This window comes from Caballeronia sp. AZ7_KS35 (assembly GCF_023631045.1).
Taxonomy (GTDB): domain Bacteria; phylum Pseudomonadota; class Gammaproteobacteria; order Burkholderiales; family Burkholderiaceae; genus Caballeronia; species Caballeronia zhejiangensis.
This window is the reverse complement of record NZ_JALQDV010000027.1, coordinates 44,744-64,614: the sequence shown is the minus strand read 5'-3', so window position 1 is coordinate 64,614 and position 19,871 is coordinate 44,744. Positions and strand designations below refer to the sequence as shown.

Here is a 19,871-nt window from a genome sequence, read left to right as displayed (position 1 = left end):
GCTCCAACGGTTAGTGGCCCGCTCTGCGCGAGAGGATGGCGTCGAGCGTCTGCTCGGATGTTTCCAGCTCGAGCAACGCGGCGTCGAGACGCTCGATCGAGCGCGCGACGGAGCGCCCGTCCCGCTCGAAATCCGGCTCGCCGCGCGTGGCGTCGAACGCCGCGTTGACCGCGCGCGTCGCGCGCATGAAACGTTCGAGCGCAGCGGCTTCGAGCGGATCGTTGCGTGGGTTCATCGGCGAGCTCCTGTTGCGGACAAGCTGTACGAATATACAGTAAGCCGACGCCGCGGCAAACAGGCGGCGCGCGTCGTGGCGAAAATGCCGAAGCGCCTCTTGACCGGCGCATGCATCGGCCTTCGGCGGCTCGCAGCGGCGTTTTGCCGCGCATCGATGCGGCGTCGCGCGCGATTAAGTCCCTCTTAATTCTGCGCCGACACACTCGTCTCGCGATCCGGCTCCGTTGCCGCCGTCCGCACCGGACGGCCGAGCCATCACCGTGAGGAACGTGCCATGCCAGCCAACACCGCCGCGCGCCGCAGCTTCGCCAATCTCGCTCCGACGATGCGCAAACAATACGCGCTCACCCTGCGCGAATGCCGTCTTTCCCTGCCGGTCGAGCCGCCGTGGGGCGCGCCTTACCGAATGGTCGAATGGGCGTCGAAGACCGACCAGCGCGTGCAGCGACGCGTCTTTCCCGCCGACTGCACGCCGTCGCAAATCGCCGATGCGCTCAAATCCCACGTACCGGGCCGCCGCTACGGCCCGACCGACGACGAAGACTGATCCGGCGCTTCGAGTCAAAAAGCGCATGGCGGGCTTGCATTAATCCAAATGTGGACTAATATTATTGCAAAGTTCCTTTGGAGACTTAACGACATGCCCAACGCCGCACGCGCCGAACATGCGTCGGCCGGCCGTCCGGTGCCGCGTCCGGCGCTGGATTCGGGTGATCTATCCGCTGCCGGTCTACGCGCCTTCTTCAATATCGCCCGCGACTGGGCGCTATCCGCCGAGGAGCAGATCACGCTGCTCGGCTCGCCGGGGCGCTCCACCTATTTCAAATGGAAGCAGGACCCCGAATCCGCCCGCCTCGCTCGCGACACGCTCGAGCGCCTTTCGCTGATTCTCGGCATCTACAAGGCGCTGCAAATCCTTCTCCCCGATCCGAAAGCCGCCGATACCTGGATCCGCCGCCCCAATGCCGCGCCGCCGTTCGGCGGGCGTCCGGCGCTCGATCGGCTGCTGGCGGGCAATATCAGCGATCTCGTTGCCGTGCGCCAATATCTCGACGCGATGCGAGGCGGCTGGGCGTGATGGGAATTGCATTCAGCAAGGACACACCGAACTGGCGCGAACAGTGGCCGCACAGTCTGCTCGACTGGTCGCCGGCGTATCGCGTGATTCCCACGCGCTTTCCTGCCGTCAATCTCTTCGATCGCGTGGCGTCACCGCAGGATTTCGAAGCGCTCTACGCACTGGAGGCGATGACGAACGACCGCCTGCGCACCGAAATCGGCGAACTCGATCTCGTGCCCGCGGAAGAGCGCTGTTTCGGGCCGGGCTGCGGGCCGATCATGGCGGCGTTCACGCATCTGAATCCGAACGGCAGCCGTTTCTCGGACGGCAGCTACGGCGTCTTTTACTGCGGCCGCGACCGGCAGACGGCGATCGCGGAAACGCGCTATCACTCCGGGCTTTTTCTCGCCGCGACGAACGAAGCGCCGACGCGCCAGCAGATGCGTCTCTACACAGTGCGGGCGCACGGCGATGTCGTCGATCTGCGCGGCGACGCGATCGCGCGAACGGGCCTCGATCCGCGCATCCTCGCGCCGGACGACTACGGCCCGGGCAAGGCGCTCGGACGCGCGGTGCGGGCGGCCGGTGCGCCGGGGATCGTGTATCCCTCGGTGCGCGATCCGCAGGGCGAATGCCTCGCCGCCCTGCGCACGACGATGCTGCGCGACTGCCGGCACGCGGCGTATCTCGAATACAACTGGAACGGCGAGGCGATCGACTACGTGTTCGAGCTGAATCAGGTCGGCTGAACGGGCAAACGTTTCACCTTCCCGAGCCGATCGCCACAGCCGTTTCGGTGCGCGTGCGCGAGAGCTTCTTCGACGCCGGGCGCGCCGCCTTTCTCGCCGCTTTCTTGCCGACCTGCTCGAGCGCCTGCGACGCCGCGTTCTTGCCGCTCGATTTCAGCGCACCCGCGCGCGCCTTGCGGCTCGATTCGCCGAGCAGCCGGGTCAGGCGCGCGTCGCCTGGCGTCGCGCCCTTGCGGTTCTTGCGCGCCGCCTCGCGCGTGCGGCGTTTCGCTTCCTTTTCGAGGAAGATCGCGAGCGCGGCTTCATCGGTCTTGAGACCGTGACGGCGCGACGCGGGCATCGATTCGGCGAGCTCGCCGGCTTCGAACGCCTCGATCACGGCCGGATGCACATAGCATTTGCGGCACACGGCGGGCGTATTGCGCAGCAGTTGCGCGACTTCCTTCACCGTGCCGACGACATGCTTGCGCGCCTCGGTCACCGTCTCCCATTTCAGCTTTCTCAGCGCCGCGAGCGCGAACACGCTGCCCGCCCACGTCCGGTAATCCTTCGCCGTGAAATCCGCGCCGGTGATCTCGCGCAGATATTCGTTGATGTCGGATGAAGAGACCGAATGGCGCTCGCCGTCCTCATCGAGATACTGGAAGAGATCCTGCCCCGGCAGATCCATGCAGCGCTTGACGATGCGCGCGACCCGCGCGTCGCTCACGGCGACATCGTGCTCGATGCCGCTCTTGCCGCGAAACTTGAACCGCAACGTTCCCGCCGACACTTTCAGATGCCGCTTTCTCAACGTCGTCAGTCCGTACGAGCGGTTTTCGCGCGCGTATTCCTCGCTGCCGACGCGGATCAGCGTCGTATCGAGCAGACGCACCACGGTCGCGAGCACCTTGTCGCGCGGCATGCCGTCGAGCGCCAGATCGCGCGTAACCCGCGAGCGCAGTTTCGGCAGCACCGCGGAAAACGCGAGCATGCGTTCGTACTTGTTCGCGTCGCGCGTTTCGCGCCATTGCGGGTGATAGCGATATTGCTTGCGACCGCGCGCATCGCGTCCGGTCGCCTGGAGATGGCCGCGCGAGTCGGGGCAAATCCACACATCGGTGTAAGCGGGCGGAATCGCGAGCGCGTTGATGCGGCGAATCTCGGCTTCGTCGTCGATGCGCTTGCCCTGCGTGTTGAAGTACGCGAACGCGCCGTCGATCCATTCGCGCGTATAGCCGCGCCGCGAATCGTCCACGTAGCGCAGGCCGGGCGGCAAATCATCCGGGCAGCCCTGCACGTCGGCCGTCAGGCGGTCGCCGGCCCCGCCGCCTGTCTCGTTGTTCGTTCCGATTTTCGCCACCGCGCGCCTCGCCTGATTGGTCTTCTATCGATGGCGAAGATTCGAGCAACGTGCGTGCCGCGTTGCACCGGAGTCACGGCAGCGCGAGTTCGCGCGCGCCTTCGGACGACGCCCAGCGCTCTTTTACGGACCAGCGCTCGTCGGTGCCGGCCTGCACGATCGTGAGCCGGCCTTCGGGCGCGAACGCGCACGTATCGATGTAAATCTGCGAGCCGATCTGCTTCACCGCGCGCGTCGGCGTATGGCCGCAGTAAGTGGGCGACAGGCCGAATTGCAGCCCGGGGTCCGCGTGACCGAGCGCAAGGCTGCGGCCCCAAAGGATCTGCCCGCGGACGTCTTCGTGATAGTCGCCGGCATCGAGTTCGGCGTCGTTGCCGAAGAACTCCGCGTGCAGCACGTTGAAGCGCCGCTCGCCCTCGCCGACGATCCGCACGAGCGGCAGCGTCGAGAGCCGCGCGGCGAGCGCGGCAAGCTGATCGTCGGGCACGGTTTCAGCCCACGCGCCGCCGATCGCGTACCACGATTGACGGCGCATCGCGCCGGTCGCGACCGCGATCAGCGCATCCTCGTGATTGCCGAGCACGGGATAAAACCACGGCTTGTCGATGAGATCGATGGCCGCGAGCGAATCCGTGCCGCGATCGACCAGATCGCCGACGGAGAACAGCCTGTCCCGCGCGCCGTCGAAACCGATTTCGTGCAGAAGATAACGCAGCGCATCGACGCAGCCGTGCAGATCCCCGACCACGAAATCGCGGCCGAGATCATTGGCGGGATGCCTGCAGACGATAGGATAGGTAGGACCATTCATGCGCCGATGATAGCGCTCGTCAATGACGCCGTGTGCGGGGTGGATCGCTTTTGCAAGCAATACGCAAGCCGCGCGCACACTCGTTACAGCGGCGTTACCGGGGCGCGTCCGGTCGACGTAAAAAGTGCTGTTCCCGACCTTTTTGCAACGCAGTTATTGCCCGATGACGCGAAGCCGCGCGACGGCTTTCGCATCGATCGACGCGCGTGGATCGCCGAATTGACGCGTCACGAAGTTGCTCAGAACGGCGATCTGCTCGTCGGTGAATTGCGCGTCGAATGCGGGCATCAGCGCGTGCGCATCGCGGGTCTTGCGATTCACGCCGCGCAGGATCACGAGAACGAGATTGCTCGCCGCCGCCGCGCCGCCATCACGCGCGAGCGGCGGAAACGGCTTGCTGCCCTCGCCTGTCGCGCCATGGCAACTGGCGCACGCGGCGGCGTAAAGACGCGCGCCTTCCGAATCGATCGATGTCGTGTCCGCCCGCGCCGGGTCGCTCACGCGCGCGTCTTTCGCCGCGACGGGCGGCACGGCGCGCAGATACACGATCATCGAACGCAGATCCGCGGGCGTCAGATGCTGCGTGCCAGTCGCGACGACTTCGGCCATCGGTCCGAGCGCATAGGCACGGCCGGGCGCGGCGCCCGTCGACAGAAAGCGCAGCAGTTCGTCGTCGCGCCACGCGCCGATGCCCGCGACGCGATCCGGCGTCAGATTGCCCGCCTGCCATCCCGCGACCGTCGCCCCGGCAAGCCGCTTGCTCCCCATCAGCCCGCCGATGCGGTTGCGCGGCGTGTGGCACTCGCCGCAATGCCCGAGCCCTTCGACGAGATACGCGCCGCGATTCCACTCCGCGCTCTTCGACGGATCGGGCACGAAGCGCCGCGGCGAAAACTCGAGAAGATTCCACAGCGCCATGAGCCAGCGCTGATCGAACGGAAACGCGAGCGTGTTGCGCGGCGTCGCGGACCGCACGGGCGGCACGGTCGCGAGATAGGCGCGCATCGCGAGCAGATCGGCGTCGGAAAGCAGCGTGTACGACGTGTACGGAAACGCGGGATAAAGCCGCTCGCCGTTCCTGCCGATGCCCTCGCGCATCGCGCGGATGAACTGCGCGTCGGTCCATGCGCCGATGCCCGTTTCGCGATCGCTCGTGATGTTCGGCGCGAACACGTCGCCGAACGGCGTCGGGATCGGCCTGCCGCCCGCGAACGGCCGCGCGGATTCCGAGCGGGCGGTATGGCAGCTCATGCAGCCGCCCGCGCGCACGAGGTATTCGCCTTGCTCGACTCTGGTTTGCGCCTGGGCGGCGCCGGACGCGCACGCCAGCAGAACGATCAGGCACGCGAGCCGCGCCTTCATCGCAGGGACGCCTCGATCGTGCCGGCGAGCCGCAGCGACAACGCCGCGATCGTCAGCGTGCAGTTGACGGAGCCGCCCGCGGGCATCACCGCGCTCCCGGCGATGAACAGGTTCGGATGATCGTGCGCGCGGCATTCGTCATCGACGACGGAATCGTTCGGATCGCGGCCCATGATCGCCGTGCCCATGATGTGGCTGCTCGCGCCGAGCGAATCGTCGTGCTCGATTTCCGTGCCCTCGAAAATCCCGGCGATGCGCGCGAACTGCGCGTGCGTGTCGGCGGCGCTCTTGCGCACGTAATCGTCGATCGAATACGCGATTTCCGGTCGCGGCAAGCCGAGCGCGTCCTTTTGCGCCGACAGCATCACGCGATTTTCGCTCGACGGCAGTTGCTCGTGAAAGCTGCCGAACGTGAGCCTGCGCGCGCATTGCTCGCGAATCTGCCGGTCGAGCTCGCCGCCGGTCAGCCCTTTATCCAGCAGATTCCGGGTGACGGCGAGCGTCGGCGCCGCGTTCGACAGATGCAGCTTCTTCGCCGCCTGCTGCGCGCGAAACGGCCCGTCGCGGAAATCGACGATCGACGACATCTCCACTGGCCCGCGTCCCGGCCACAGCGCCTCGTTGGCGAGAAAGCTGACGCTCGCGGCGGGATGATCCATCAGATTGCGCCCGACCTGATCCGAGCCGTTGCCGATGCCCTTCGGAAACCGCGCGGACGTCGACATCAGAAGCAGCTTGGGCGTCTCGATGCCGTTCGCCGCGATGACGAAGCGCCTGCCGGTCACGCGCGTCGAGAGGCCGTTCGGGTCCTTGCAATGGATCGCGACGATCTCGCCGCGATCGTTCGCCTCGATGCGATACGCGACCGCCTGCGCGACGAGCGCCGCGCCCGCGCGTTCGGCCTTGTCGGCGTGCGACGCTGCGTGATACAGCGCGCCGATCGGACAAATCGGCATGCAATTGTTGTTGCCGCAGCACGCGGGGCGCGCGTCGTACGGACGGCTGTTGCGCGCCATCGGCTCGGGCACCACGCGATACGACTGCGCGCCGAGCACCTCGGCGACGCGCCGGTCCATCCACGAGAGCGGCAGCGCGTCCATCGGATAAGGTGTCGAGCGCGGCGAGCCGAGATCGATGTCCGGTCCCGCGACGCCCAGATCGGCTTCGGCCTGCCCGTACCACGGTTCGAGCGTCTCGTAGGGAAACGGCCAGTCGCGCCCGACGCCGTACAGCGTTTTCACGCGAAAGTCAGAAGGCAAAAGGCGCCACGCCGCGCCGGCCCAATGCCACGTCGTCCCGCCGACGAGCCGCAGATATTGCGGCTGGTACGGCGTCGCGCCGCGATCGACGAGATAGGCGCCGGGATTCATCGGCTCGGGGCGCGGCGCGTGACGCGCGAGCGGATACGGCGCGCAGAGATCGCGCTTGTCGGCGGCGCGGCGAAAGTTCTCGACGATCTGCCAGCGCGCAAGACGCGGCCCGGCTTCGAGCAGAATCACCGACGCGCCCGCTTTCGCCAGCCGGTACGCGACGAGACTGCCCGCCACGCCCGAGCCGACGACCACGACGTCCGCCGAAGTGGAACCCGCCATGCGCGTGCCCTTGTCTTGAATGGCGATGCGCGGCGCTCAGGGCTTCTTCGCCCAGTCGGCCGGCTCGCCGCGGCAGTATGAGGGAACCGTGAGCATGTCGCCGACGGGATCGAACATCAGTGCGCGTTCGTACGCAACGACTTCGACATGCGGCGGCTCGCCGACGACGCCGAGATACCACGCGCGCATCACGCTGCCGACCGTCTTCGCAAGCTCGGGACGCGTGGCTTCGAGCGCGGCGGTGATGATGTCGGTGGGCGTGCCGCCGTGCGTCGCGATCCACTTGTCGAGCGCGGCGATCTTCGCGGCGAAGTCCGCATCGTGCCGGGCAAGCGCCGCGTGCACGCGTTCGGCGAGAAGCGGATCGAAGTGCGTGCGGCCGGTGAGTTTCATCGACACGGCGAGAAACGCGCCGATTCCGCTCGCGGGCGGTTCCTGAGCGCGCGCCGGCACGAGCAGCGCGCACGCGCCCGCCATGATTCCCCTTCGCATCGCAAACGACGTCATCTCTGGCACTCAGCTTGTTGAAAGGCGATCGGGCAATAATCGCAGCGTCGGGCGATGCCTGCCTCACATGCGGACAAAACGAAATGAAGCCGATCTTCCCGCCCGTACTGCGCAACCGGCCGCGCGCGCTGATCGGCCTGGCTGTTGGTTGCGTCGCCGCCGCTTTGGTTCCGGCGCACGTGCGGCCGACGGCGCGCGCGCTGATCGGCTGGGACTCGGCCGTGTGGCTCTATCTCGCGCTCATCTGGGTGAAGATGGCGTCCGCGCGCCAGAGCGACGTGCAGGAACTGGCCGAGCGCGAAGACGAAAACGCCGCGACCGTGCTGATGGTCGTGAGCGTCGCGGCGATTGCGAGCATCGTGGCGATCGTCGTCGAGCTGTCGACCGCGAAGCACATGGGCGCCGGCGCGGTGCTGCATTACGTGCTCACCGGCGCGACGATGCTCGGCGCATGGTTCCTGATCCCGACGATGTTCACGCTCCACTACGCGCGGCACTACTATCAGTCGCCGGACAACGATACCGCGCTGAGATTTCCCGACCGTCATCTGAAGCCGGGTTACTGGGACTTCCTCTACTTCTCCTTCACGATCGCGGTCGCGTCGCAGACCGCCGATATCGCGCTTGCATCGACGTCGGCGCGCCGCACGGCGCTCGCGCAATCGGTGCTGTCGTTCTTCTTCAATCTCGCGGTGCTCGGGCTTTCGATCAACATCGCCGCGAGCATGGTCGGCGGCTGAAACGACGCTGTCACGCGCGCGCCATAAGCTCGACGAACGGCTCATCGAACGCGCCGTGTAAAAACGCGGCGCGCGCCGCAGTCAGTTTTACACGCGGCACGTTCGTGCCTTTCTTGCTCTGCGGGACGGGGGCGCCGGCGGTCTCGTCGTGCCATAGGCGGAAATGAACGTGCCGCAGCGCACACACGCCCCCGCTCGGTGGCACAGCGATTGCTGCATTGCGCCAGCCCAATCAGAAGAAACCCGGATCAGCACTCGCTCGCGCGGCCTCGCGCTCGTGCGTTCCGCATGCACAGGAGAGCCCATTTTGCCTTTGAACGTTCTGCTGGTCGCCTCCGAAGCCGTCCCGCTCGCCAAGACCGGCGGACTCGGCGATATGGTCAGCGCCTATGCTGCCGCGCTGCGCGAAGCCGGCGTCGATGCCACCATCCTGCTTCCCGCCTATCCGAACGCTATTGCCCAAGCCGAAGGCCTGAGCAAGATCGGCACGCTCACCGGCCTGCCCGGCGGCGACGCGGCGCTGCTGCGCGGCCGCATGCCCGATACCGGCGTGCCGGTTCTGCTGCTGCGCTGCGACACGCTCTACGCGCGCGACGGGCTTTATCAGGACGAACAGGGCCGCGACTATCAGGACAACGCGCTTCGCTTCGCGACGCTTTCCGCCGCCGCGGTGCGGATCGCGCAAGGCGTGCGCGGCGTGAAGAAGCCGGACATCGTTCATGCACACGACTGGCACACGGGCCTGACGCCGCTGCTGATGAAGCACGCGGACGTGCACGCAAAGAGCGTATTCACGATCCACAATCTCGCATTCCAGGGCAACTACGCGCTCTCGCTTGGTGCGTCGCTCGGCGTGCCGGAAAAGTGGCTCGTGCATGCGTTGAGCGACCCGAAGAGCATCGAGTTCTATGGCGCATTGAGTCTGATGAAAGCGGGCATCGTCCACGCCGATCGCGTAACGACCGTCTCCGAAACTTACGCGCGCGAAATTCTCACGCAGCGCTTCGGTCATCTGATGGAAGGCGTGCTGCAAAGCTGCGCCGACAAGCTGTCGGGCGTCGTGAACGGCATCGACGAAGAAACGTGGAATCCCGCCGCCGATCCGCTCATCGAACGCACCTATTCCTTCGACGATATGCGCGGCAAGCACGCGTGCAAGCGCGCGCTGCAACGCATGTTCGGCTTGCCCGTCGATCCGTTCGCGCCGCTGATGGCGATCGGCAGCCGCATGACCGGTCAGAAACTCGCCGATGTCGTGCTCGATGCGCTGCCGCGTCTGCTCGCGCGACATCCGCGTCTGCAGCTCGCCGTGATCGGCAAGGGCGAGGCGCATATCGAAGCCGGTTTCAGGAAGCTCGCGCAGGAATGGCCGGATCGCGTGGGCGTGCATATCGGATACGACGAACGGCGCGCCCATGCCCTGCACGCGGGCGCGGACATCCTTCTGCACGGCAGCCGCTTCGAGCCGTGCGGCCTCACGCAGATGTATGCGATGCGCTACGGCACGCTGCCGGTCGCATCGCGCGTGGGCGGCCTCGCCGACACGATCGTCGATGCGGCGCAAAACGAACTGCACGGCATGCGCGACGTGCTCCGTCCATCGGCGTGGCTGCGCGACGGCACGCATGATCTGCCTGTCGCGCCGGTCCCCGCGCCGCGCTCCTCGCACGCGCCCACCGGCTTTCTCTTCGATGGCGAACGCGCGGACGATATCGTCTACGCCGCGAGCCGCGCGCTCGACGCCTACATGCGTCCGCAAGTGTGGCGCGCGTTGCAGCGCAACGCGATGTCCTGCGATTTCGGATGGAACGAAGCCGTGACGACGATGGTCGCACTGTACGTCGGCCTGAGCGGCGCGCGTCCGAGCCGCACCGCATTGCGTGCGCGCCGCGTGGCCGATGTCATGCCGACGCCCGCACGGGCACAGGACGCGCATTCGATGGCGCGCACCGCGTGAGCGTGCCGGCGGCAGTTGCTCCATAGTAACGACCAGGGTTCGAACCGGGCGCGGCACGCAACGTGCTGTCCCGCCCGTGCATGAGCCCGAAGGAAATCACTTGGGGACCGTGGCGCCCACCGTGATGCAAGAAGGCATTCGATGCACGGTGCATCGCGACAACGCGGCCAGGCAGGCGTCGAAATCCGGCGCCAAGGTGTAATCTGAGTTCCGCCTGAGAGTTCGCGTGATTCGTGACGCGCGGACCAGCTCTTCAGCCAGTTTGGCCCGTGAGCGTGATCGCGATTGATGCCCGCATCCCCGCCACCGCAGGACGACTCTGGAAAAGACGAACGATGGAAAACCATCAAGCTCCTCATGCGTACGCGCCGCGTATCTACTTCATCGATCCCCTGCTCGTCGGCCCGCTCGCGAACTGGCCCGCCCAGTTCGAGCACGCGGCAGGGCTCGGCTTCGATCACGTCCTGATCGGCTCGCCGTTCACGCCCGGCAGCAACGGGCATCGCGAGGCGGTCGCCGATCATCATCGGCTGCATTCCGTCTTCGAATCCGATGCGAGCGCATCCGACGGCCTGCGCCAGCTCGCCGACGCCGCGAAAAAGCACAAGCTCACGCTGCTCGTCGATATCGTGATCGACCGCGTGAGCGCCGAAGGCGGGCTCTATCAGGACAACAAGCACTGGTTTCAGCCGTTCGAAAGCGCGGATGCGCGCCTCGATCCGCGCAAGCCGCCGCGTCAGCGCGACGTCGCGTGGGCGAATTTCGCCGATGGCGAGGCCGCGCATCATCTGACCGAATGGTGGGCGCGCGAGCTGAACCTGCTCGCCGATGCGGGCGTGGGCGGGTTTCGCTTCGATGCGCCGGACGCGGTGCCCGCGCATGTGTGGCGCAGGCTCGGCGCGGCGGTGCGCGAAAAGCATCCGGAGACGCGCTGGCTCGCGTGGACCGTCGGCGTCACGCGGCATGATCTGCACGGTCTCGCCGACGCCGGTTTCGACGCCGTGTTCGCATCGACGCGCTGGTGGGACTTCAAGAGCGCGTGGCTCTTCGACGAGCACGCGGCGCTGTCGCGCATCGCACCGCCCATCGCGTTTCCGGAAGATCCGTTCGGCGCGCGGCTCATCAGCGATCTCGCTGATACGAGCGACACCGCGCTCGTCGAACGCGCCTACACGCGCGCGCTCGACACCGCCGCCGCGCTCGGCACCGGCATCATGGTGCCGATGGGCTTCGAATACGGCGTCGCCCTGCCGATGTCGCCGCAATACGGCATCGCGGCGGAATACGAGCGTGCGAAGAGCGAGAAGCGCATCGATCTCACCGCGCGCATCCGGCGTGCGAACGAGTTGCAGCGCAACGTCGGCACGCTCGCGAGCGTCGGCGAACTGCGCGCGCTGACGGGGGCGGGCACGCCCTACGCGGCGCTGATTCGCGCGGATGGCGGCGATCTGCGCCATAGCAGCGACGCCGTGCTCGCCGTCATCAATCCCGATCTCGTCGCGCCCGTGCACGTCGATACGTTGCATCTGCTCGAATCGGTGCCGGGCAACTACACGCGCTTCGCGCTGATCGACGACACGATGGGCAAGCCCGAGCGCCTCGCGCCCTTCACGCTCAAGGCGGGCGAAGTGCGCCTGTATCGCGCGGAAGCCGAGCCGTTCATCCTGCTCGCGCAGCCGCAAGTGAAGCGCGGCGCGAAGGCCGCCGACAAGAAGTCCGTCGCCGAGGCGATCGCCGCGCCGCGCGTGTCGATCGAGAGCGTGACGCCTTCGGTCGATCACGGACGCTTTCCGGCGAAGCGCATCGTCGGCGAGGCGGTGGAGATTCAGGCAGCGATCTTCGCGGAAGGCCACGACAAGATCGCCGCCGCCGTGCAATGGCGCGCCGCCGATGAAACCGAGTGGCACGAAGCGCCGATGACCGCCGTGCAGCCCGCCGGCCTCGATCTGTGGAGCACGCGCATTCCGCTCGAACGCGTGGGCCGCCATGAATTCGTCGTGATGGCGTGGCGCGACGATTACGCGTCGCTCGTCGATCACATGCAGAAGAAGCTGAAGGCCGGTCAGACGGTGGAGCTCGAAGTCGAGGAAGCGAAGCATCTGTTCGCGCTGATCCTCGCCGAAGTCAAAACCTCCGACGATGCCGACAGCGACAGCGCGCCGCTCGAAGCGATCGTCAAGGAATTCACGAAGGCCGACGACGCGCGCAAGCTCGAACTCGTGCTCGCGAGCGCGACCGCGAAAGCCGTTGCAGCGGCGCGGCATCGTCCGTTCCTGTCGCGCGATCCGGTCGTGTACCGCATCGATTCGGAACGCGCCGCCGCGCGCTTCGCGAGCTGGTACGAGATCTTCCCGCGTTCCATGAGCGACGACGTGAATCGTCACGGCACGTTCATCGACGTGATCGGCAAGCTGCCGCGCATCCGCGAGATGGGCTTCGACGTGCTGTACTTTCCGCCGATCCATCCGATCGGCGTCGCGAACCGCAAGGGCAAGAACAACTCGCTGACCGCGCAGCCGGGCGATGTCGGCAGCCCATATGCGATCGGCGGCAAGGAAGGCGGCCACGACGCGCTGCATCCCGAACTCGGCAATCTCGACGACTTCAAGCGCATGCTCGAAGCCGCGCACGAACACGGGCTCGAGATCGCGCTCGACTTCGCGGTGCAATGCTCGCCGGATCATCCGTGGCTCAAGGAGCATCCGACGTGGTTCGCATGGCGTCCCGACGGCACGCTGCGTTATGCGGAAAATCCGCCGAAGAAGTATCAGGACATCGTGAATCCGGACTTCTACGCGCAGGACGCGAAACCCGATCTGTGGCTCGCGTTGCGCGACGTGTTCCTGCACTGGATCGCGGCGGGCGTGCGAATCTTCCGCGTCGACAATCCGCATACGAAGCCCTTCCCGTTTTGGGAATGGGTGATCGGCGACGTGCGCGCGCGCCATCCCGATGTCATCTTCCTCGCCGAAGCGTTCACGCGGCCGCGCGTGATGAACCGTCTCGCGAAGCTCGGCTTCTCGCAGTCGTACACGTACTTCACCTGGCGCGAGAGCAAGCGCGATTTTCTCGAGTACATGCACGATCTCACGCAGACCGATGCGAAGGAATTCTTCCGCCCGAACTTCTTCGTGAACACGCCGGATATCAATCCGCGCTTCCTGCAAAGCTCCGGACGGCCGGGTTTCGTGATTCGCGCGGCGCTGGCGGCCACGCTATCCGGATTGTGGGGCGTGTATAGCGGCTTCGAGCTGTGCGAATCGGCGGCGCTGCCGAACAGCGAGGAGTATCTCGACTCCGAGAAGTACGAACTGAAGGCGTGGGACTGGAACCGGCCCGGCAACATCGTCACGGAAATCACCGCGCTCAATCGCATCCGCCGCGCGAATCCCGCGTTGCAGACGCATTTGGGCGTCAACTTCCTGCCCGCGCATAACGATCACATCCTGTTCTTCGAAAAGGCGAACGCGTCGCGCGACAACGTCGTGCTCGTCGCGATCAACCTCGATCCGTTCAACGAGCAAGGCGCGGATATCGAACTGCCGTGGCAGACGCTCGAACGCTGGGGCGTGCATGAGTGGGACGCGATCGCGGTCGAGGATCAGGTGACGGGCGAGCAATTCGAATGGCGCGGACGGCGCCAGCATGTGCGGCTCAATCCGCATTCGCTGCCATTCGCGATCTGGCGCATATCGCCGACATGGGGTTTGCCGAAGCCGCAGCCTGACGCAGCGTGATTCATCGACGTACGAAAGCACACCAAGAACATTGGAGCGAAACGTGGATACAAGGGTGAAGCGCAACAAGAAGGCGTCGATTCTCAACGACGATCCGCTTTGGTACAAGGACGCGATCATCTATCAGGTTCACATCAAGTCTTTCTTCGATGCGAACAACGACGGCATCGGCGATTTTCCCGGCCTGCTCGCGAAGCTCGACTACATCGCGGAGCTGGGCGTCGATGCGATCTGGCTGCTGCCGTTCTATCCGTCGCCGCGCCGCGACGACGGCTACGACATCGCCGACTATCGCAACGTGCATCCGGACTACGGCACGATCGCGGACGTCAAGCGCTTCATTCAGGAAGCGCACGCGCGCGGCATACGCGTGATCACCGAACTGGTCATCAATCACACGTCGGATCAGCATCCGTGGTTTCAGCGCGCGCGTCATGCGAAGCCGGGATCGAATCATCGCAACTACTACGTGTGGTCCGACACGGACAAGAAGTACGAAGAGACGCGCATCATCTTCATCGACTCGGAACCTTCGAACTGGACGCACGATCCGGTCGCGGGCCAGTATTACTGGCATCGCTTCTACGCGCATCAGCCCGACCTGAACTTCGATAACCCGGCGGTCATCAAGGAAGTGCTCTCCGTGATGCGCTTCTGGCTCGACATGGGCATCGACGGGCTGCGGCTGGACGCGGTGCCGTATCTCGTCGAGCGCGAAGGCACGAACAACGAGAATCTGCCCGAGACGCACCAGATCCTCAAAAAGATTCGCGCCACCATCGACGCGGAGTATCCGAACCGCATGCTGCTCGCGGAAGCGAATCAGTGGCCGGAAGACGTGAAGGAATACTTCGGCGACGAAGACGAATGCCACATGGCGTTCCACTTCCCGCTGATGCCGCGCATCTATATGTCGATCGCGAGCGAGGACCGCTTCCCGATCACGGACATCATGCGGCAGACGCCGGACCTCGCCGAAACCAATCAATGGGCGATCTTCCTGCGCAATCACGATGAACTCACGCTCGAAATGGTCACCGACTCCGAGCGCGACTACTTGTGGAACACATACGCGAGCGATCGCCGCGCGCGCCTGAACCTCGGCATTCGCCGCCGTCTCGCGCCGCTGATGGAACGCGACCGGCGCCGCATCGAGCTCATCAATTCGCTGCTGCTGTCGATGCCCGGCACGCCCGTGATCTATTACGGCGACGAGCTCGGCATGGGCGACAACATCCACTTGGGCGATCGCGACGGCGTGCGCACGCCGATGCAATGGTCGTCCGACCGCAACGGCGGTTTCTCGCGCGCCGATCCCGAGCAACTCGTGCTGCCGCCCGTGATGGGCTCGCTCTACGGCTATGACGCGGTGAACGTCGAATCGCAAAGCCGCGATCCGCATTCGCTGCTGAACTGGACGCGCAAGATGCTCGCGGTGCGCCGCTCGAAGCATGCGTTCGGCCGCGGCACGATCCGCTTCTTGCGGCCCGCGAATCGCAAGATCCTCGCGTATCTGCGCGAACTCGAAGGCGAGCCGCCGATCCTGTGCGTCGCGAATCTTTCGCGTGCGCCGCAAGCGGTGGAGCTGGATCTGTCGGAATTCGACGGCTCCGTGCCGCTCGAAATGACCGCCGATTCGCCGTTCCCGGCTATCGGCAAGCTCACGTATCTGCTCACGTTCCCGCCCTACGGCTTCCTGTGGTTCCAGCTTTGCCCGGGCAACATGCGGCCCGCGTGGGCGCAGGCGCCGTCCGAGCAATTGCCCGAGTTCGTCACGATGGTGATTCGCGCCGGCCAGACCGGCCCGACGCCGGAAAACGTGCGGCTGCTCGAATCGGAAGTGCTGCCGAACTATCTGAGCAAGCGCCGCTGGTTCGCATCGAAGGATCAGAAGCTGCATGCGGTGCGCCTCGCCGCGCTGACCACGATCGAAGGCGCGGGCTTCGCGTTCACCGAGATCGAAGCCGATGTCGGCGATCATTGCGAGCGCTACGTGTTGCCGCTGTCGATCGCGTGGGGCACGGAGACGACGTCGCCGCTCTACATGCAGCTCGCGCTCGCGCGCGTGCGGCGCAACCGCAACATCGGGCATTTGACCGATGCGTTCTCGGTGCCGCAATTCACCTATGGCGTGATCCGCAAGCTCAAGGAGCGCGCGGTCGTGCCGACGGTGCAAAAGAGCGAGATCCGCTTCATTCCGACCGAGCTCTTCGACACGCTCAATCTCTATCCCGCCGATCCGCCCGAGATCCGCTGGCTCGCCGCCGAACAGAGCAACAGCTCGCTCGTGATCGGCGACAAGATCGTGCTCAAGCTCGTGCGTCGCGTCGTGGGCGGCATTCACCCCGAAGCGGAAATGAGCCGCTATCTGACGCAACTCGGCTACGCGAACACCGGCCCGCTCTACGGCGAAGTCGTGCGCGTCGATCCGCAGGGCGTGCCGCATACGCTCATCATCCTGCAGGGTTACATCGACAATCAGGGCGATGCGTGGAACTACGCGCTCGACTATCTGCGCCGCACCGTCGATGAGCTCGCGGTCGCGGTCGAATCCGAAGAGCACGCGCAGGAACGCGACGCGCAGGCGGAAGGTTTAGCGGGCTACGGCAACATCGCGGGCATCATCGGCAAGCGGCTGGGCGAACTGCACGTCGCGCTCGCATCGCCGACGGAAGACGAAGCGTTCTCGCCGCAGCGCGCATCGGCCGAGGACGTCGAGGGCTGGATCGACGGCACGCTGAAGCTGCTCGAATCGGCGCTCGACATCCTCGCGCAGAAGATCGGCGAATTCAACGAGCACGACCGTTTCCTCGCGCAAAGCCTGCTCGACCGGCGCGAACTGCTCGTCGATACGGTCAAGAAGCTCGTCGCGCCCGATGCCGATGCGTTGTGCATCCGCATCCACGGCGATTTCCACCTGGGCCAGGTGCTGATGGCGCAAGGCGATGCGTATCTCATCGACTTCGAAGGCGAGCCCGCGCGACCGCTCGACGAACGCCGCAAAAAGACGAGTCCGCTGCGCGACGTCGCGGGCCTGTTGCGTTCGCTGTCGTATGCGAGCGCGGCAGCGCAATCGACGACGGAAAACGCGCCCGCGCAGACGGCGGATCGCAAGCGGGCGCTGTTCGAACGCCTGCGCGCGTTCGCCGAGGAGAGCTTTTTGCGGGAGTACACCGGGGCGATCGCCACGTCGCCCGAAACGATCGCGGCCGAAGACGTGTTTCAGCCGTTGCTCGATCTTTTCCTGATCGAGAAGGCCGCTTACGAAATCCGCTACGAAGCAGCGAACCGGCCGACCTGGATCGGCCTTCCGTTGCGGGGTCTCGCGTCGCTCGCGAGCCGCCTGCTGGGAGATACGGGCGAGCCGCCCGCTCCGGGCACGCGACCCGTATTCGGAGCCAACAAGGACAATCCGGATGGAACTCACCATGAACACTCGTAGCGATCCGGCGGATACCAGGAACCCGGCGCACGGCCTCAATCCGCTCGATATCGACGCACTCGTCGAGGCCCGGCATCCCGATGCCTTCTCGATGCTCGGCCTGCACGAAACCGATCTGGGGCACGTCGTGCGCGTGTTCCTGCCGGGCGCATCGTCAGTAAGCGTCGCGGATGCGGGCAACGGCGAGCATCTCGGCTCGCTCGCGCGCATCCACGATGCGGGGCTTTACGCGGGCTTCGTCACGAGGCCGGCGGCGTATCGCCTGAAGATCGACTGGCACGGCACGCCGCAGGAAACGCACGACACGTATTCGTTCGGCCCTGTGCTCAGCGACGAATGGCTCCACCGTCTCTCGCAAGCCGATCCGTATGCGGTGCTCGAATGCCTCGGCTCGCGGCCCATCACGCATGGCGGCGTCGCGGGCGTGCGCTTCGCGGTGTGGGCGCCGAATGCTCGGCGCGTCTCGGTGGTCGGCGACTTCAACACATGGGATGGGCGGCGCCATCCGATGCGCCTGCGTCACAACGCAGGCGTGTGGGAGCTGTTCATTCCGGGCATCGGCGCGGGCACGCGTTACAAGTACGAGATCGTCACGCGCGACGGTCATACGCTGCCGCTCAAGGCCGATCCGTGCGCGATGCAGAGCGAGAAGCCGCCGTCGACGGCATCGGTCGTCGCGGATGCCGATGCGATCGATCATTACGCATGGACCGACGCCGAGTGGATGAACACGCGCGGCGGCAAGCAGACGCCGCAATCGCCGATCACCATTTACGAGGCGCATGCCGAGTCGTGGCTGCGCGTGCCGGAGGAAGACAATCGCGGCATGAACTGGCACGAGCTGGCCGAGCGTCTGATTCCGTATGCGAAGGGCATGGGCTTCACGCACCTCGAATTCATGCCGATCGCGGAGCATCCGTTCGGCGGTTCGTGGGGTTATCAGCCGCTCGGGCAGTTCGCGCCGTCCGCGCGCTTCGGCACGCCGGAGCAGTTCGCGGAGTTCGTGAATCGCGCGCACGAGGCGGGGCTCGGCGTCATCATCGACTGGGTGCCGGCGCATTTTCCGAACGACGCGCACGGTCTCGTGCAGTTCGACGGCACGCCTTTGTACGAGCACGCCGACCCGCGCGAGGGTTATCACCAGGACTGGAACACGATGATCTACAACCTCGGCCGCAACGAGGTGAGCGCGTTCCTGATCGCATCGGGGCTGGCGTGGCTGAAGCGCTATCACGTCGATGGCTTGCGTGTCGATGCGGTTGCGTCGATGCTGTATCGCGACTATTCGCGCAAGGCCGGCGAGTGGGTGCCGAACATTTACGGCGGGCGAGAGAATCTCGAATCGATTGCGTTCCTGAAGCGGCTGAATCATGAAGTGCGGCAGATTCCGGGCGCGATCACGGTTGCGGAGGAATCGACTGCATGGCCGGGCGTGACGGCGAATGTCGAGAGCGGCGGACTCGGCTTCGACTTCAAGTGGAACATGGGCTGGATGCACGACACGCTGCACTACATGCAGGAAGATCCGGTGTATCGGCAGTATCACCATCATCTGTACACGTTCGGGATGGTCTATGCGTATTCCGAGCGCTTCGTCTTGCCTTTGTCGCACGATGAAGTCGTGCATGGCAAGGGGTCTTTGATCAACAAGATGCCGGGCGACCGGTGGCAGAAGTTCGCCAATCTGCGCGCTTACTTCGGCTTCATGTGGACGCATCCGGGCAAGAAGCTGTTGTTCATGGGCGGAGAGTTCGGCCAGTTCGCGGAGTTCAATCACGATGAATCGCCGCATTGGCATCTGCTCGATGATTCGATGCATGGCGGGTTGCAGAAGCTCGTGCGCGATCTGAATCATCTCTATACGAGCGAGCCGGCGTTGCACAAGCTGGATAGCGATTCGCGCGGCTTCGAATGGCTCGTCGGGGATGACAACGCGAATAGCGTTTATGCGTATCGGCGTACGGATGCGGAAGGGCGCGATGTCGTCGTGGTGTGCAATATGACGCCGGTGCCTCGTCTGGCTTATCGGATCGGGTTGCCGCGGCGCGGGCGGTGGAGCGAAGTGTTCAACTCCGATGCTTCCATTTATGGCGGGTCGAATATGGGGAATGGCGGGGTGATTCATACGGACGACTATCCGAGTCATGGGAGGGAGCAGTCGGCGGCGTTGACATTACCGCCGTTGGCAACCATCGTGTTGCGGGCCGATTGATGGTCTTTTTTTTCGCCGGATCCCGTAATCGCGTCGGTCTATCAGCGTTGCCCCGCACAGGGGCAGTGCTGATAGACCACTAAGAAACCGGGATTCCATAGAAGCGCAAGCAATACGAAGAGC

General features: G+C 65.3%; 15 protein-coding genes. 8 read left to right on the top strand and 7 right to left on the bottom strand.

Annotated elements, in window-relative coordinates:
* Positions 1 to 10 precede the first annotated feature (10 nt).
* Positions 11 to 235 (bottom strand): hypothetical protein, encoded by a 225-nt coding sequence (locus NCT05_RS16380; RefSeq protein WP_008353996.1) that lies wholly within the window; start codon positions 233 to 235, stop codon positions 11 to 13.
* Positions 236 to 511: 276 nt separating this feature from the next.
* On the opposite strand from NCT05_RS16380, the gene NCT05_RS16375 reads away from it, so the two are divergent.
* The 3 genes from NCT05_RS16375 (at position 512) to NCT05_RS16365 (ending at position 2,046) form a co-directional block, all read left to right on the top strand.
* Positions 512 to 784 carry a DUF2866 domain-containing protein gene (locus tag NCT05_RS16375; RefSeq protein ID WP_008353997.1) on the top strand — a complete coding sequence of 91 codons (273 nt, stop codon included), beginning with the start codon at positions 512 to 514 and terminating at the stop codon, positions 782 to 784.
* Between the two features lie 93 nt (positions 785 to 877).
* Positions 878 to 1,315: an MbcA/ParS/Xre antitoxin family protein gene (locus tag NCT05_RS16370; RefSeq protein ID WP_008353999.1), complete on the top strand. Its 438-nt coding sequence runs from the start codon at positions 878 to 880 to the stop codon at positions 1,313 to 1,315.
* A complete protein-coding gene (locus NCT05_RS16365) occupies positions 1,315 to 2,046 on the top strand; it encodes an RES family NAD+ phosphorylase (protein ID WP_175982516.1) in 732 nt (243 codons plus the stop codon). The genes NCT05_RS16370 and NCT05_RS16365 overlap by 1 nt, the downstream gene beginning before the upstream one ends.
* 13 nt (positions 2,047 to 2,059) lie before the next feature.
* On the opposite strand, the gene NCT05_RS16360 is transcribed toward NCT05_RS16365, so the two are convergent.
* From NCT05_RS16360 to NCT05_RS16340, 5 genes are all read right to left on the bottom strand, one after another.
* Positions 2,060 to 3,388, bottom strand: coding sequence for a DNA topoisomerase IB (locus NCT05_RS16360; RefSeq protein WP_250440393.1), 1,329 nt, complete (start codon positions 3,386 to 3,388; stop codon positions 2,060 to 2,062).
* Positions 3,389 to 3,461: 73 nt separating this feature from the next.
* Entirely contained in the window at positions 3,462 to 4,199 is a 738-nt protein-coding gene (locus tag NCT05_RS16355; RefSeq protein WP_081851854.1) for a metallophosphoesterase, read from the bottom strand.
* 153 nt (positions 4,200 to 4,352) lie between these two features.
* Positions 4,353 to 5,561, bottom strand: a complete 1,209-nt coding sequence (locus NCT05_RS16350) for a cytochrome c (protein ID WP_250502726.1) — start codon at positions 5,559 to 5,561, stop codon at positions 4,353 to 4,355.
* Complete coding sequence (locus tag NCT05_RS16345; protein WP_250502725.1) at positions 5,558 to 7,153, bottom strand: GMC family oxidoreductase; 1,596 nt, start codon at positions 7,151 to 7,153, stop codon at positions 5,558 to 5,560. Before NCT05_RS16345 ends, NCT05_RS16350 begins: the two co-directional genes overlap by 4 nt.
* 36 nt (positions 7,154 to 7,189) lie before the next feature.
* Positions 7,190 to 7,645: a sugar dehydrogenase complex small subunit gene (locus NCT05_RS16340; protein WP_250440385.1), complete on the bottom strand. Its 456-nt coding sequence runs from the start codon at positions 7,643 to 7,645 to the stop codon at positions 7,190 to 7,192.
* A 98-nt stretch (positions 7,646 to 7,743) separates the two neighbouring features.
* On the opposite strand from NCT05_RS16340, the gene NCT05_RS16335 reads away from it, so the two are divergent.
* Positions 7,744 to 8,400: a DUF1345 domain-containing protein gene (locus NCT05_RS16335; RefSeq protein ID WP_008354009.1), complete on the top strand. Its 657-nt coding sequence runs from the start codon at positions 7,744 to 7,746 to the stop codon at positions 8,398 to 8,400.
* Positions 8,401 to 8,410: 10 nt separating this feature from the next.
* Here the strand turns inward: NCT05_RS16335 and NCT05_RS16330 are convergent, their stop codons facing one another.
* The gene (locus NCT05_RS16330; protein WP_250502724.1) at positions 8,411 to 8,587 is read right to left on the bottom strand and encodes a hypothetical protein; all 177 of its coding nucleotides are present in this window, start codon (positions 8,585 to 8,587) and stop codon (positions 8,411 to 8,413) included.
* Between the two features lie 120 nt (positions 8,588 to 8,707).
* Here NCT05_RS16330 and glgA point away from each other — a divergent pair, with 120 nt between their 5' ends.
* The 4 genes from glgA to glgB all read left to right on the top strand — a co-directional run bounded on the left by glgA (position 8,708) and on the right by glgB (position 19,748).
* Positions 8,708 to 10,357: a glycogen synthase GlgA gene (glgA, locus tag NCT05_RS16325; protein WP_250502723.1), complete on the top strand. Its 1,650-nt coding sequence runs from the start codon at positions 8,708 to 8,710 to the stop codon at positions 10,355 to 10,357.
* Positions 10,358 to 10,692: 335 nt separating this feature from the next.
* Positions 10,693 to 14,094, top strand: coding sequence for a maltotransferase domain-containing protein (locus NCT05_RS16320; RefSeq protein WP_175982522.1), 3,402 nt, complete (start codon positions 10,693 to 10,695; stop codon positions 14,092 to 14,094).
* 31 nt (positions 14,095 to 14,125) lie between these two features.
* Positions 14,126 to 17,536 carry a maltose alpha-D-glucosyltransferase gene (gene treS / locus NCT05_RS16315; RefSeq protein ID WP_051079077.1) on the top strand — a complete coding sequence of 1,137 codons (3,411 nt, stop codon included), beginning with the start codon at positions 14,126 to 14,128 and terminating at the stop codon, positions 17,534 to 17,536.
* On the top strand, positions 17,523 to 19,748 hold the full coding sequence (gene glgB, locus NCT05_RS16310) for a 1,4-alpha-glucan branching protein GlgB (protein WP_175982523.1): 2,226 nt from the start codon (positions 17,523 to 17,525) through the stop codon (positions 19,746 to 19,748). The genes treS and glgB overlap by 14 nt, the downstream gene beginning before the upstream one ends.
* Positions 19,749 to 19,871 lie beyond the last annotated feature (123 nt).

Coding starts and splice junctions, on each gene's coding strand:
- NCT05_RS16380 (WP_008353996.1), bottom strand. CDS start 235: ATGAACCCACGCAACGATCCGCTCGAAGCCGCTGCGCTCGAACGTTTC.
- NCT05_RS16375 (WP_008353997.1), top strand. CDS start 512: ATGCCAGCCAACACCGCCGCGCGCCGCAGCTTCGCCAATCTCGCTCCG.
- NCT05_RS16370 (WP_008353999.1), top strand. CDS start 878: ATGCCCAACGCCGCACGCGCCGAACATGCGTCGGCCGGCCGTCCGGTG.
- NCT05_RS16365 (WP_175982516.1), top strand. CDS start 1,315: ATGGGAATTGCATTCAGCAAGGACACACCGAACTGGCGCGAACAGTGG.
- NCT05_RS16355 (WP_081851854.1), bottom strand. CDS start 4,199: ATGAATGGTCCTACCTATCCTATCGTCTGCAGGCATCCCGCCAATGAT.
- NCT05_RS16350 (WP_250502726.1), bottom strand. CDS start 5,561: ATGAAGGCGCGGCTCGCGTGCCTGATCGTTCTGCTGGCGTGCGCGTCC.
- NCT05_RS16345 (WP_250502725.1), bottom strand. CDS start 7,153: ATGGCGGGTTCCACTTCGGCGGACGTCGTGGTCGTCGGCTCGGGCGTG.
- NCT05_RS16340 (WP_250440385.1), bottom strand. CDS start 7,645: ATGCGAAGGGGAATCATGGCGGGCGCGTGCGCGCTGCTCGTGCCGGCG.
- NCT05_RS16335 (WP_008354009.1), top strand. CDS start 7,744: ATGAAGCCGATCTTCCCGCCCGTACTGCGCAACCGGCCGCGCGCGCTG.
- NCT05_RS16320 (WP_175982522.1), top strand. CDS start 10,693: ATGGAAAACCATCAAGCTCCTCATGCGTACGCGCCGCGTATCTACTTC.
- glgB (WP_175982523.1), top strand. CDS start 17,523: ATGAACACTCGTAGCGATCCGGCGGATACCAGGAACCCGGCGCACGGC.